At 52.2% G+C, this 14,571-nt stretch carries 13 protein-coding genes; 8 read left to right on the top strand and 5 right to left on the bottom strand.

Annotated features, from left to right (window positions below; translation table 11 throughout):
• Positions 1–17 precede the first annotated feature (17 nt).
• Entirely contained in the window at positions 18–575 is a 558-nt protein-coding gene (locus tag B4N58_RS03735) for a cytochrome b (RefSeq protein WP_156799562.1), read from the bottom strand.
• A gap of 187 nt (positions 576–762) precedes the next feature.
• On the opposite strand from B4N58_RS03735, the gene B4N58_RS03730 reads away from it, so the two are divergent.
• The 8 genes from B4N58_RS03730 (at position 763) to B4N58_RS03695 (ending at position 10,970) form a co-directional block, all read left to right on the top strand.
• Positions 763–1,122 carry a hypothetical protein gene (locus B4N58_RS03730; protein WP_040512441.1) on the top strand — a complete coding sequence of 120 codons (360 nt, stop codon included), beginning with the start codon at positions 763–765 and terminating at the stop codon, positions 1,120–1,122.
• Positions 1,123–1,213: 91 nt separating this feature from the next.
• Positions 1,214–2,503, top strand: coding sequence for a TolC family protein (locus B4N58_RS03725; protein ID WP_291745930.1), 1,290 nt, complete (start codon positions 1,214–1,216; stop codon positions 2,501–2,503).
• Positions 2,504–2,515: 12 nt separating this feature from the next.
• Entirely contained in the window at positions 2,516–4,009 is a 1,494-nt protein-coding gene (locus B4N58_RS03720; RefSeq protein ID WP_291745927.1) for an efflux RND transporter periplasmic adaptor subunit, read from the top strand.
• A 65-nt stretch (positions 4,010–4,074) separates the two neighbouring features.
• A complete protein-coding gene (locus tag B4N58_RS03715) occupies positions 4,075–7,248 on the top strand; it encodes an efflux RND transporter permease subunit (protein ID WP_291745923.1) in 3,174 nt (1,057 codons plus the stop codon).
• Between the two features lie 9 nt (positions 7,249–7,257).
• Entirely contained in the window at positions 7,258–7,614 is a 357-nt protein-coding gene (locus B4N58_RS03710) for a DUF3147 family protein (RefSeq protein ID WP_291745920.1), read from the top strand.
• A 12-nt stretch (positions 7,615–7,626) separates the two neighbouring features.
• The gene (locus B4N58_RS03705) at positions 7,627–8,550 is read left to right on the top strand and encodes a cation diffusion facilitator family transporter (protein WP_291745917.1); all 924 of its coding nucleotides are present in this window, start codon (positions 7,627–7,629) and stop codon (positions 8,548–8,550) included.
• A 70-nt stretch (positions 8,551–8,620) separates the two neighbouring features.
• A complete protein-coding gene (locus tag B4N58_RS03700) occupies positions 8,621–9,400 on the top strand; it encodes a hypothetical protein (protein ID WP_291745914.1) in 780 nt (259 codons plus the stop codon).
• Between the two features lie 103 nt (positions 9,401–9,503).
• Positions 9,504–10,970, top strand: coding sequence for a Do family serine endopeptidase (locus B4N58_RS03695; RefSeq protein WP_291745910.1), 1,467 nt, complete (start codon positions 9,504–9,506; stop codon positions 10,968–10,970).
• 11 nt (positions 10,971–10,981) lie between these two features.
• On the opposite strand, the gene B4N58_RS03690 is transcribed toward B4N58_RS03695, so the two are convergent.
• The 4 genes from B4N58_RS03690 to B4N58_RS03675 all read right to left on the bottom strand — a co-directional run bounded on the left by B4N58_RS03690 (position 10,982) and on the right by B4N58_RS03675 (position 14,566).
• Positions 10,982–12,307 (bottom strand): sensor histidine kinase, encoded by a 1,326-nt coding sequence (locus B4N58_RS03690; protein ID WP_291745907.1) that lies wholly within the window; start codon positions 12,305–12,307, stop codon positions 10,982–10,984.
• Positions 12,283–12,948: a response regulator gene (locus B4N58_RS03685; protein WP_291745904.1), complete on the bottom strand. Its 666-nt coding sequence runs from the start codon at positions 12,946–12,948 to the stop codon at positions 12,283–12,285. Before B4N58_RS03685 ends, B4N58_RS03690 begins: the two co-directional genes overlap by 25 nt.
• On the bottom strand, positions 12,929–14,131 hold the full coding sequence (locus tag B4N58_RS03680; RefSeq protein ID WP_291745901.1) for an MFS transporter: 1,203 nt from the start codon (positions 14,129–14,131) through the stop codon (positions 12,929–12,931). The genes B4N58_RS03685 and B4N58_RS03680 overlap by 20 nt, the downstream gene beginning before the upstream one ends.
• A 93-nt stretch (positions 14,132–14,224) precedes the next feature.
• On the bottom strand, positions 14,225–14,566 hold the full coding sequence (locus tag B4N58_RS03675; RefSeq protein WP_040512442.1) for a PepSY domain-containing protein: 342 nt from the start codon (positions 14,564–14,566) through the stop codon (positions 14,225–14,227).
• Positions 14,567–14,571: the final 5 nt, after the last annotated feature.

Raw genomic sequence — 14,571 nt, 5'->3', positions numbered from 1 at the left:
ACTTAACTCAAGTCTCGTTAAAACCACATCCGTCCAAATACCTCATCTTTATTCACCACCAAATGCTTGAGTGCGGCCAATACATGGATGGCCACGAACACCACCAAAACCCAAGCCGTCAATTCGTGAATGTAAAAAAGTTGATCGGATAGCGCAGGGTTCTGAGCCACCAAGCGCGGGATTTCGATGCCGAAAAAAGCGGCGCCCTCCTCGCTCAATGAAGCGGCAGCAAATCCCGTGAGCGGCATTAAAATCATGGCAGCGTACAACAGACCATGCGTAAACTGCGATACAACCAATTGCCACGTTGGCTGACGCGTTGCGAATGTTGGCGGCTTGTGGGTTAAACGCCACGCAGTGCGCAAAGCAATAAGCACAAATGCAATCAACCCCAGGGATTTGTGCAAATTGAAATACCACTCACTGCCCGGCTGGCCTTCAATATCCATCATGTACCAGCCCAGTCCGACCAAAATCACAATCAGGAACGTCAATGTCCAGTGAAGAAAAACAGCAGGCTTGCTGTAACGATTCAGGGAAGATTGACTTGAATAACTCTCTGTATTTGTACCCACGCAATTTCTCCGCAAGATCGACAAGTGTATTTTTTACTTTGTATAAATATTGTCGAAAATTGAAAACACAGGCAAGTTTTTTTGAAAGCCAAGAAAATTTCTGCATGCATTCATTTTGAGTCTCGAAGAGGTTACAGATACGCGGCACAACTTGACAGCGACTAAATTGCTGTGGTGTAGTCTGAGTATGTATCGCTCACTTATCTTCATGTTCCTCATGGTTCTGCTGCCGCTCCAGGCCTCTTGGGGTGCAGTGGCGGATTACTGCGCGCATGGTGAGCTTGTTCAACAATCATCACATTTCGGTCACCATCAAGATGAACATCATGCCCACGATAGCCAAGCTGATGCCGGTGACGATCAAGATAGCCAATATCCGCAACACCACGACCATTCGCATTCATCCAGCTTTATCGGCTTTTCGGCTGACAACGCTGATAGCGTGATCATTGATTTCAGTTCACCCCAACAGGTGCTGAGCACTTCAAAGTATTCCTTCTTCTGTCAAACCCGCCCTGAACGCCCCAAGTGGCCTGTGTCTGCCTGATTACGGCGACACGACACCTGTCTTTACACCTTATTAAACGACTGCGTTAATTCGTCTCGCCGATTCTTTCCTTTGTACACCGGAGAAATCGATGCGAAAAATATTGCTAACGCTGGCTGCGACCGCGTTGCTGCCCAGTGCCGCCATGGCTCAGGGCAACACCCCCGAATACACCAGCAATGGGCTTAATTCCCCATCCGGGCAAGCCAGCTTGCCGCGAACAACAAACCTTACTTTGAACACCGCACTTGAAAGGGCCTATGCGGCAAACCCTGAACTGGCAGCGGCCCGAAATGCGCTGCTGGCACAAGACGGCACCATACGCCAAGCTGAAACCCGCCCCAACCCCGAATTACAGGCCCTGGTTGAAGACACGCGAAGTGCAACCCGCACCAGCACCCTGCAACTGAACCAGCGCATTGAACTGGGCGGAAAGCGTTCTGCACGAATTGATGCAGCCGAGCGCGGCAAGAACCTTGCTGAAGCTGACCTTGCCATGGTGCGGGCCACCCTGCAAACCGAAGTCACCTCTGCGTTTTACGACACGCTGGTTGCACAGGAACGTGTGCGGCTTGCCCAATCTTCCATCGACCTGGCACAAAACGCCCAGCGCGCTGCACAAAAAAGGGTTGAAGCAGGCAAGGTATCGCCTGTCGAGGCCACCAAAGCGGGCATTGCATTGGCTGGCGCACGCGTGGATTATGTACGCGCTGAAAGTGCGCTGAAATCGTCTAAAAAGCGTTTGGCCACCGCCATGGGAGAATCCCAGGTCGGTTTTGAAACCGCTGAAGGCAATCTTGAAAACCTGCCCGAGCTGCCCGCCATCGAGACACTGGAAGACAGGTTGCAGCAATCGCCTGCATACCGGAAAGCCCAAATTGAAGTGGACCGCCGCAAGGCCATTAGCGAGGTTGAACGCAGCAAAGGCGTACCCGATGTGACGGTGAGCCTTGGTGGGCGAAAAAATCAGGAACTTGGCTTGAACCAGGCCATTTTTGGGGTATCCATTCCCATCCCTGTTTTTGACCGCAACCAGGGCAACTTGCTTGAATCACTGCGACGCGCTGACCAGGCCAAAGATGAACTGACAGCAACGCAATACCGCTTGTCTCGCGATTTACAAGCCGCATACGAAAACCTGAGCGCGTCCCGCGAGGAATTCCTGGCCTTGCGTGACAGCATTTTGCCCAGTGCAGAAAGCGCCTACAACGCTGCAAGCAAGGGTTTCGAGATGGGCAAGTTCAGTTTTCTGGAAGTGCTGGACGCACAACGCACCCTGTTTGATGCCATGGCGCAAAGCCAGCAATCGCTCGCCCAATCCCACCGGTATGCCGCCGAACTGCAAGGGATTCTTGGGCAAACACCAGCCAATATTCAGTAGGACCACTTAATCATGAAACGCAATTTCAGCAAGAAACAAATCATTTCCATCGCCCTGCTTGTTGCAGTGGGTGCCCTGCTGCCAGCCCTTATTTTAACCACAGGCAATTCCCAGCCTGGGCAAACCAATGGCACACAACTTGAACAAGCCAACCCCAATGAACCTGTCAAAGGACCCAAAGGGGGCAAGTATTTCGCGCAAGACGGCTACGGGGTCGAGGTGACCATTTTTGAGGACGGTGTAGACCCCGAGTTCAGAATTTACACCTACAAAGACAACGCCTTGCTGCCCCCCGAGGCCACCAAGGCAAGTATTGAACTTGAGCGCTTGGGTCGAAAGCCGCAAACCATCAACTTTGCACCTGCAAACAATTTTTTGCGCGGCGATGCCGTAGTGTTTGAGCCCCATTCATTCCGTGTTGCCGTGAATGCGCAACACCAAGGCAAGCAATACCGCTTCGCTTATGACCAGATCGAGTTCCGAATCGACATGAGCGCCGAGCAAATGAAACAAAGCGGCATTGAACTGGCCACAGCCGGCCCGGCCAAAATCAAAAGCAGCATTGAATTGATCGGCGAAATCCAGTTCAACAGCGACAACACGGTACGCGTGGTGCCACGCTTGAGTGGCATTGTGGAATCTGCCCCCGTGAACGCGGGTGATCAGGTTAAAAAGGGACAAGTGCTGGCCGTAATTTCCAGCCAAACCCTGGCAGACCAGCGAACCGAGTTGCTGGCAGCGCAAAAACGCCTGGCATTGGCCAACACCACATTCGAGCGGGAAAAGAAACTGTGGGAAGACAAAATTTCAGCCGAGCAAGATTATCTGCAAGCGCGCAATACCAAGCAAGAGGCTGAAATTGCAGTGCTGAACGCACGGCAAAAGCTCGCCTCGATCAATGGCGGCGCCACCATTGGAAGCCAACTGACCCGCTATGAAATTCGATCTCCGATATCGGGCACTGTTGTGGAAAAAAACATTGCTTTGGGGCAGGCGTTGAAGGAAGACGCCAATATTTTCACGGTGGCCGATTTGTCTACCGTGTGGGCTGAAATGACGATTTACCCCAAAGACCTGAATACAGTGAAAGTGGGCCAGCAAGCCACCATAAAGGCCACGGCATTTGAATCGGAAAGCGTCGGCAAAGTGGCTTATGTGGGTTCCCTAGTGGGTGAACAAACCCGCACCGCCACTGCACGCATTGTGTTGCCAAACCCCAATTCTGTGTGGCGCCCCGGCCTGCCAGTGAAAGTTGAACTGGTGGCCGAGGAAAGTGAAGTACCTGTGGCCATTTCAACCGAAGCCCTTCAAACCATTCTGGATGGACCCGCCGTGTTTGGCCGCTATGGCCAACAGTTCGAGGCACGCCCGGTTGAACTGGGCCGCAGCGATGGCAAAACCGTTGAAGTGTTGAGCGGCCTGGACGCGGGTGAGCAATACGCCGCTACCAACAGCTTCCTAATCAAGGCGGATATCGGCAAATCAGGGGCAAGCCATGACCATTGATTCAATGTTTGCCAAAACCTGCTCAAACCTTTGCCACTGCATGCGAACAGAGGAAGTACCGAATCATGTTTGAAAAAATAATCCGTTTTGCCATCGAACAACGATGGTTTGTGATGCTTGGGACCGTGGGCCTGATTGCCCTGGGTATTTACAGTTATCAAAAATTGCCAATCGACGCTGTACCCGATATCACCAACGTTCAGGTTCAAATCAACACCTCCGCTCCTGGCTACTCGCCATTGGAGTCTGAACAGCGCATCACTTATCCCATAGAAACTGTCATGGCGGGTTTGCCTGGCTTGCAGGAAACCCGTTCCATTTCACGCTACGGCTTGTCACAGGTCACCGTGATTTTCAAGGAAGGAACCGACATTTATTTCGCGCGCCAACTGGTCAATGAACGCATTCAGCAAACCAAAGGGCAACTGCCCGCTGGAATCGACCCCGCGATGGGGCCAATTTCCACGGGTTTGGGTGAAATTTTCATGTGGACCGTGGAAACCAAAGAAGGGGCTGTGAAAAAAGACGGCACACCCTACACTCCAACGGATCTTCGGGAAATTCAGGACTGGATCATCAAACCCCAACTGCGAAATGTACCTGGTGTGACTGAAATAAACACCATCGGTGGCTACGCCAAGCAATTCCAGATTGCACCCTCGCCCGACAAACTGGTTGCCCAAGGTATTTCCCTAGACGATCTGCTGCGGGCTGTTGAACAAAATAACAGCAACGTGGGTGCTGGTTACATCGAGAAGCGTGGCGAACAATACTTGATACGGGCACCTGGTCAACTGACCGATATTGCCGACATCGAAAACGTCATTGTGTCGAATCGTTCGGGGGTACCGATTCGAATTAAAGATGTGGCGCAGGTCTATATTGGCAAAGAACTCCGAACCGGTGCCGCCACAGAGAACGGCAAAGAAGTGGTGTTGGGCACAGTGTTTATGCTGATCGGCGAAAACAGCCGTGTGGTGTCTCAGGCGGTGTCGAAAAAGCTGGAGGAAATCAACCGAAACCTGCCTGATGGCGTAGTAGCACAAACCGTTTACGACCGCACAGTGCTGGTGGACAAAGCCATCAACACAGTAAAAAAGAATCTGATTGAAGGCGCCATTCTAGTCATTGCGATCTTGTTTCTTTTTCTAGGCAATATTCGTGCAGCCATTATCACGGCCATGGTCATTCCTCTGTCCATGTTGTTCACGTTTTTCGGCATGGTCAACAACGGGGTAAGTGCCAACTTGATGAGTCTTGGCGCACTGGACTTCGGCATCATCATCGATGGCGCTGTGGTGATTGTAGAAAACTGTGTACGCAGGCTGGCCCATGCACAAACCAAAGCGGGGCGAACACTCACGCGCAAGGAACGCTTTCATGAAGTGTTTCTGGCCTCCAAGGAAGCGCGACGATCCCTGCTGTTCGGCCAACTCATCATCATGGTGGTTTACCTGCCCATTTTCGCGCTCACCGGCGTGGAAGGAAAAATGTTCCACCCCATGGCTTTCACAGTAGTGGCCGCCTTGCTGGGTGCCATGATTCTGTCGATCACTTTCATTCCAGCCGCGGTGGCCTTGTTGATCACCAACAATGTCAGCGAGAAAGAAAACCGCATCATGACGTGGGCCAAGCGTGGATACGAGCCTGCACTGGTCAAGTCAATGGCCAACAAACCAGTGGTGCTTTCAATTGCCGCAGTGTTGGTGGTTTTGTCGGGTTTGCTGGCAACACGCATGGGCAGCGAATTTGTGCCAAGTTTGAATGAAGGCGATATTGCCCTGCACGCCCTGCGCATACCCGGTACCAGCTTAAGCCAGGCCATTGGCATGCAAACTGAACTGGAAAAAACCATCAAGCAGTTTCCGGAAGTGGATCGTGTGTTTGCCAAAATTGGTACGGCTGAAATTGCAACCGACCCGATGCCACCAAACGTGGCGGACAATTTCGTGATGCTGAAACCTACTTCGGAGTGGCCAGACCCCAGCCGCAGCAAAACTGACTTGGTTAATGCCATGCAAACCGCTGTCGTGAAAATACCAGGCAACAACTATGAATTCACCCAGCCCATTCAAATGCGGTTCAATGAATTGTTGTCGGGTGTGCGAAGCGACGTTGCAGTCAAGGTGTTCGGCGATGACTTGGATACGCTGAATACCGTTGCTGGAGAAATTTCCGAAGTGCTGGAGAAAGTCGATGGCGCAGCAGACGTGAAAGTAGAACAAACCACGGGCCTACCCATGCTGACCGTTCAGATTGACCGTGAAAAAACCGCACGGTTTGGTATCAACGTGACCGATGTTCAAAACACCGTTGCCATGGCCGTTGGCGGGCAGGAAGCAGGCGTGCTGTTTCAGGGTGATCGAAGATTTGACATCACGGTGCGATTACCCGAGGAGCTTCGAAATGACCTGCAAGCCATTGCCCGACTACCTATTCAGTTGCCCGGCAATGTTTCTGGAAGTGACATGCCTCTTTTCGTACAATTGGGCGATGTGGCCAGCTTGGACATTGCACCTGGCCCCAATCAAATTAGCCGCGAAAACGGCAAGCGCCGTGTAGTGGTGACTGCCAACGTACGTGGCCGTGATATTGGTTCATTTGTGGCTGACGCGCAAAACCAGATTCAGCAGAAGGTGAAAGTACCGCCAGGCAACTGGATCAGTTGGGGTGGAACGTTTGAACAGTTGCAATCAGCCTCCAAACGACTACAAATTGTGGTGCCGTTGTCGCTGTTTTTAGTATTCTTGTTGTTGTTTGTGATGTTCAACAACATACGCGATGGCTTGATTGTGTTCACGGGTGTACCGTTTGCGTTGACCGGCGGTATTGTGGCCTTGTGGCTGCGTGACATCCCACTGTCAATTTCAGCAGGGGTGGGCTTCATTGCACTTTCTGGTGTGGCGGTGCTGAACGGGCTGGTGATGATTTCATTTATCCGCAGCCTGCGCGAGGAAGGCATGCCCCTGGACAGGGCCATTCATGACGGTGCCATGACACGGCTGCGCCCTGTATTGATGACCGCGCTGGTGGCTTCGCTTGGCTTTATTCCGATGGCGATTGCCACTGGCACAGGTGCGGAGGTCCAACGACCCCTTGCCACAGTGGTGATCGGGGGAATTCTGTCATCAACCGCCCTTACCTTGCTGGTCCTTCCAATTCTTTACCGGTTGACCCACCGCAAGGAAGAGGAAATGGACATTACGGATCAACAAGCAAAACCTGCTTACACCACATAGGTTACCAACATGGGCTGGATTATTTTGAAGTACCTCACCACCGCAGGCCTGGTAGTTCTGATTTCCGAGGTAGCCAAGCGCAGCGACAAGCTGGGCGCGTTGATCGCAGCGTTGCCCATGGTCACTGTGCTGACGCTGATTTGGCTTGCCATTGAAAAAGCACCACAGGAAAAAATTGCGAACCACGCCTACCTGACATTTTGGTATGTACTACCTACCCTGCCCATGTTTTTGGCCTTCCCCTGGCTGTTACCCAGGGTGGGGTTTGTGGTGTCGCTGGCGGGCAGCGCCTTGCTAACGCTACTTTGCTTTGCAATGACAGTGAAAATTGCTGCGGGTTTTGGTGTTCAACTTTGGTTTAAATAGGGAGTAAGTTGTATGGGTGCAGGACATTCACATGACATGAAAGTTGAGGGATATGAAAAGCCATTGTGGATTGCTTTAATATTGACCGCCAGCTTCATGGTGGCCGAAGTTGTTGGGGGCATATTGACCAACAGCCTGGCTTTAATCTCTGATGCAGCGCACATGTTCACCGACTCGGCGGCATTGGCTATTTCCCTGCTGGCAATCCAGATTGGTAAAAAAGCAGTGGATAAAAAACGTACATTTGGATACCACCGCTTTGAGATCCTGGCGGCGGCTTTCAATGCCGTTCTGCTTTTTGGAGTGGCCATCTATATTCTTGTTGAAGCATTCCTGCGAATTTCGAATCCACCAGATATTCAATCCAACTTGATGCTGATGATCGCTTCCCTGGGCCTGCTTGTGAATCTGATTGCCATGAAACTTCTAAGCCAGTCAAAAGATGACAGCTTGAACGTCAAAGGTGCCTACCTTGAAGTGTGGAGCGACATGCTGGGTTCAGTGGGCGTGATCGTTGGTGCTTTGTTGATTCGATGGACAGGCTGGGGCTGGATTGATTCTGTGATTGCGGTAGGCATTGGCCTATGGGTGCTGCCACGTGCCTGGGCCCTGTTAAAACAAAGCACACATATTTTGCTGGAGGGCACACCAGAGCATTTGAACATCGACGAGATCAAGCAGGCACTATCAAGCCACTGGGGCGTGGACAGCATTCATGATTTGCATGTGTGGTCCATTTCCAGTGGTAAATCTAGCTTGTCAGTTCATGTTGTATGCCAGCACCGGGAAGTGGATTGGACTGATTTGCTTCAACAAATTCGCACCATGCTGGCGGTTCGGTTCGATTTGCATCACACCACGATTCAGCTTGAAGCTACACCGTGTAGCGATGAAAGTGGAGAACACAGCTACACCGGAGAACCTGCGCGACCTTAACCCTACTAATGTTCCCCTAAGTGTTGCTGAATATTATTCATGCACCGTGACACACCGAAGGGGAAACAACATGAACAACGGCAATCAACCCGGTATCGGGAAATTTTTACTGAACAAGGTGCCTGAAGTCACCTTGTTATTTTGGCTCGTCAAGATGATGTCGACGACCGTGGGTGAAACTGCGGCAGACTTTTTAAACTTCAATTTGAGCTTTGGATTAACGGCTACCTCAGTGGTGGTGGCCGTTCTCACTGCGATTGCTTTGGGCGTTCAACTTCGGACCAAACGTTACACCCCCTCGGTATACTGGTTAAGCATTGTGCTGATCAGCGTACTGGGCACCTTGATCACCGATCACCTAACCGACAACCTGGGTATGCCATTGATGGCTTCAACTGCCGCTTTCTCGCTGACTCTTGCCCTCGTGTTTGCCTTGTGGCATCGCCGTGAAGGTACGCTGTCCATTCACCACATTGATACACCTGCCAGAGAATGGTTTTACTGGCTCGCGATTCTGCTTACCTTTGCTTTGGGCACGGCTTCGGGCGACTGGTTCGCAGAGGGTTTGAACTTGGGTTACGCCAATTCCACATTGGTGTTTGGTGCCTTGATTGCAATGATTACAATTGCCCGTTTTCGATTCAAGATGAATGCGGTGTGGGCCTTCTGGCTTAGCTACATTCTTACGAGGCCATTGGGCGCATCCTTTGGCGATTGGTTATCGCAACCAGCCGACAATGGCGGGTTGGGCTTGGGCACCACACAAACAAGCCTTGTATTTTTAACCTTGATCGTGTGCAGTGTGACCTGTTTAGCGTATCAAAATAAAAAACTCATCCGTTCAAAGTAAGCTGCGTCGCCTAATTCAGAGCTAAGTTTTCCTGCGCATGATGAAGCCATTCCGGTTGGTATTCAACTGGTTCATTGTTGTCACTCTTGAAAGGAACGAGACCATGACTTCTTCATACTCAAACAGCAAACGCCCCTCACGCCTGATATTGGCCTTGATTACCGCAGGCATGTTGGGCGGGGCAAGTGCCAGCTACTTCAATGGCACCCCGGCAACGGCAGCTACACCCCTGCTAGATAAACAGGGACAAGCGCAAACTCAAAATACCACACTGCCCGACTTTGCCCAGATTGCACAGCGTTACGGCGACACGGTGGTGAACATTAGTGTTCGGGGAATCAAGCAAAATGTAGCGCAAGCCGGTGTATCGCCAAACGATCCCATGTTCGACTTCTTCAAGCAGTTTCCCAATCCCAACGGTCCGGATAGCGGCCCAGTACCCACCTACGGGCAAGGCTCCGGATTCATTGTGTCCCCAGAGGGTCTGATCCTGACCAACGCGCATGTGGTTCGGGATGCTTCCGAAGTGGTGGTCAAGCTGAACAACCGCAAGGAGTATGAAGCCAAGGTGTTGGGCAGCGACTCAAGAACCGACATTGCGGTATTGAAAATCGACGCCAAGAACCTGCCTAGTGCCCCATTGGGCAACCCGGATGCGCTTCAGGTCGGCGAATGGGTTCTGGCCATTGGATCCCCTTTCGGCTTCGAGAACAGCGTAACAGCCGGCGTGGTCAGTGCCAAACGCCGTTCACTTCCCGAAGACAGCTTTGTACCATTCATCCAGACCGATGTAGCAGTGAATCCGGGGAACTCAGGCGGCCCGCTTTTCAATTCCAAAGGTGAAGTGGTTGGCATCAACGCGCAGATCTTCAGCCAAACCGGTGGCTACCAAGGTTTGTCTTTTGCCATCCCAATCGACCTTGCCAACAAAATCAAGGCCGAGATTGTGGCCACGGGACAGGCAAGCCATGCCCGCTTGGGCGTTGCAGTTCAAGAGGTGAACCAGACCCTTGCAGATTCTTTCAAACTGGACAAGCCTGAGGGCGCGCTGATCTCCAGCGTCGACCCAACAAGTCCGGCGGAACAAGCCGGCTTGCAGTCTGGCGACATTATTTTGCGGGCCGATGGTAAACCTATTGTGGCCTCCGGTGATTTGCCCGCCTTAATTGGTGCTGCCAAGCCCGGTCAGAAAATGACGCTTGAAATTTGGCGGCAAGGTGAAGTCCTGAAACGAACCGCTCAACTTGGTAATATCGAGAAAGATGTGGTGGTCAGTGCCCAGAAAACAGATGCTGTTGGCGAAGGCCGCCTTGGCCTCGCACTGCGGCCCCTGCAGCCCGATGAACAGCAGCAGGCTCAGGTGCAAAACGGCATGCTGATTGAGCAGGTGCGCGGTGCAGCAGCCATGGCAGGCGTACAGCGGGGCGACGTGCTGATCGGGATCAACGGGGTTCGTGTAAACAACATTGAGCAGGTTCAAGACACGATGAAACAGGCCAAAAAATCAGTGGCTCTGCTGGTTCAGCGCAATGGACGAAAAATTTTCCTGCCCGTGAGGATTATTGGTTGATTAAAACAGGATCAGGACTTGGGGTGTTTGCTGAAATACACCTTCACCACAAGTCCTGTTGAAAATCTGCTTGAGTCCAGCAATTCAATTTTTCCCCCCAACCCGTCCACTAAGCCTTTCACAATCGCAAGACCCAAGCCCGAACCGGTTTGCTCAAGACCGGATACTCGGAAGAATGGGTCGAACACCCGCTGGCGATCCACCTGCGCAATGCCGGACCCATTGTCTTCTACGGTGAAAACCACCCAGTCCGGTTCGTGATGAATTCCCAGATCAACCATGCCGCCTGTTCTGCCATACCGAATGGCGTTGTCCACAAGGTTACGAACAATCAGCAGCACTTCCGTTTCTTCCGCATGCACAAGGGCATCTTGTGTGTCCTCGTCCATGCCCAAATCGACACCCTTGGCCTGGGCCAAAGGCATAGCGTCCTCTAGCACATGGGTGCACACGCCGAGCAAGGAAATAGGGCCACGCTCCACAACCGGGTCGCTCTGTGCCCGGGCCATGCTGAGCAACTGGCCCAACAGGCGCCTGCTTCGCTCAATGCCCTTTTGCAAACGGACGGTTCGCTCACGCGCTTCGGGATTCAAATCGCAGGCACTCAAACGCTCGGCCTGCAATGACAGCGCCGCGATGGGCGAACGCAATTCATGCGCTGCATCGGCCAGGAACCGCTGCTGGTTTTGTACTGACTGTGCAACCCGCACAAACAGCCGATTGATGGCATGAACAAAAGGCTGAATTTCCCGTGGCAAGTTTTCTTCCGGCACCGCGTGCAACTCCAGATCCCCACGAGAATCGATCTCTTGGGCCAACACACCAATTGGCAGGAATATTTTTCGCACCAGCCAGGTCACCACCAAAAGAAGAATGGGTACCAAAATCAGCAATGGCAACAGCGTGCGAATCGCGCTGTCATTTGCAATTTCATCGCGTAACTCCGTTTTCTGGAGAATGGCGATTCGCGCAGTGTCTGGCAAGGTTCTAATGAACGCGCGATATTTTGTTCCCGATTGATCAAGCGTGTGCAAACCATCCACTAAACCAAACAAAACCGGATCTGAAAACGGATTCAGGTTGAGGATGAGCAGGTCAGAATCTGTATCACTTCCGCGGTTGCCATTCACCAGAATAATTTCATCTGCTGAGGGAACGTGATCAATCAGCGAAGCAGTCTGCCTAAGACTTTCGTCTTGCAGTTCATGGGCTTCATCAAATGCAAACAAGAATGACAACGCCCCGGTAACCACTGCCACCAGCAGAATGGCCGCCGACAGGTACACCGACAACCAGAATTGAATTGACCTGTTTAATTGCTTTTTTGAACCATCCAACCCACACCCCTCACATTCTTTATTGAAACGGCACCCAGTTTTTTGCGCAAGGCATGAATCAAAAACTCGATGGCATTGCTTTCCACTTCTTCACCCCAACCATACACGCGGTCTTCAAGATCAGCTCGGGACAGTATGGCACCCGGGCGAATCAGCAATGCGTGCAACAAGGCATATTCCCGATTACTCAGTTGCACCGGCTCGAGGTCAACCCGCCAGGCCTGTCGGGTTGAGGGATCTAGATTCAATATCCCATTGCCCAACACTGGCGCAGCACCGCCCGACTTGCGGCGCACCACAGCACGAATTCGGGCAAACAGTTCGGCCATTTCAAAAGGCTTCAAAAGGTAATCGTCTGCGCCGTGGTCCAAACCCTGAATGCGGTCAGACAGCTGGTCGCGGGCAGACACAATCAGTGCCGGAACCGTATTGTTGCTGGCCCGCACGGCTTTCAGTACATCCATGCCGTCGCGCTGCGGCAAGCCAAGATCCAACAACAACAAGTCATAGTGCTGGGTTTTCAGGGCACTGAGTGCGGTTTCACCATTCTTGACCCAATCCACGGCGTAGGAAGCATCTTTTAATGCATCCTGCACTTCTTCTCCAATCATGGGATCGTCTTCAACCAGTAGCACGCGCATTGGAGTTTTCCTTGTTCATAACAATCAACACCATGGCAGCAGCGGCAAAAAAAGCCCCTGCATAAAACGGGAACGCTGCACCCCAGCTGTCCCAAAGCCAGCCCGCCAACACACTGGCGACCAATGTAGTTAGTCCGCCGACAAGACTAAAGACTCCAAATGCCGTGCCTCTTAAACCCGCTGGTGCGGTTGCTGCAACCATGGTGGAAAGCAGCCCCTGGGTAATGCCCATGTGCAGGCCCCACAACAGAATACCGGGCAACAAGGCCTGCCAGGATTCACCCAAGGCCAAAAACAAGTCGGCTACAACCAATGCTGCCAAGCCCAGAAACAGCAACCTGGTATGTGAGATTCGATCTGAAAGCGTTCCAAATGGATACGCTGACAAAGCAAAAACCAAATTCATGACAATCAACACAAGCGGAGCCCATGCCACAGACAAGCCAGCTTGTTGAACACGCAACACGAGAAATGCCTCGCTGAACCTGGCCAGCGCAAAAGCGCCGCCAATGCCGACAACCCACCAATAGTCCCGCCCCAGACTTCGAAACATGCGCCAATTGATGGGGGCTCTCGCACCTCTTTCACTTGCTTTCTCGGGCTCTGCCACACCAAAGTACAGCAATGCCACAGCAAGCACAGCCGGAATAACCGCCACCCAGAACACGGCCCGGAAATCATTGGCCCACAACAGCATCAACCCAACGGCCAGCAAGGGGCCAGAAAATGCGCCCATAGTATCCAGTGATTGCCTTAAGCCATATGCGGCCCCGCGTGCTTCGGGGCGGACCAAGTCAGCGACCAGTGCATCTCGAGGCGCACCGCGAATGCCTTTGCCTACCCGGTCAACAAAGCGAGCCCCAAACACCATTCCGGTGCTGCCCGCCATTGCAAAAAAAGGTTTGCTGATGGCACCAAGGCCATATCCAAATACAGCCAAAGCCTTGCGTTTCCCCAAATAATCGCTCAATGCACCTGAAAACACTTTGACCACCATGGTGGTCGATTCGGCCACACCTTCAATCACGCCGACCAACAAGGCGCTGGCCCCCATCACGGTTACCAAATAGACCGGTAACAGGCTATGAATCATTTCCGAAGAAATATCCATCAACAAGCTGACAAAACCCAATACCCAAACGCCGCGAGGAATGACTGAAGTGGTGGCCAAATTGAATTGCATAGATCACGTTTGTTTGTGTTCCGGAAGTTGCCAATATGCCATGGCTTGCAAAGCGCCGGGCATGGTTTTGTTGCCATACCCGACTATTGCACATCAATCGTCGTCATCCTCGCCATCGGCCTGATCCAGTTTCGATGACAAAACCTTGGCGCTGGCAGCATCCACTTTAACGTCGTACACCTTGTGGTCTGCGGTAACCACTTCGACATCATAAACCGGACCGCCCGAGGTCTGTTGCTCAAGCTCCACCTGAACAGCTTTACCCCCTGCATGCTGTTCCGCTGCCGCAATGGCCTGAATCAATGTAACCTTTGCTTTTGAAAACAAAGCCACTGCATCGTTCGGTGGTGGTTCCTTGCTGGCGTATGCAAGGCTTCCCCCGGCAATCGCGCTTGCGGTTACAATCAGGGCGGTAAATAATTTTCTCTGTTTCATGATTT

The sequence above is a fragment of the Limnobacter sp. UBA3528 genome, from assembly GCF_002377005.1.
GTDB lineage: Bacteria > Pseudomonadota > Gammaproteobacteria > Burkholderiales > Burkholderiaceae_B > Limnobacter.
This window is presented reverse-complemented; position numbering and strand designations above follow the sequence as displayed.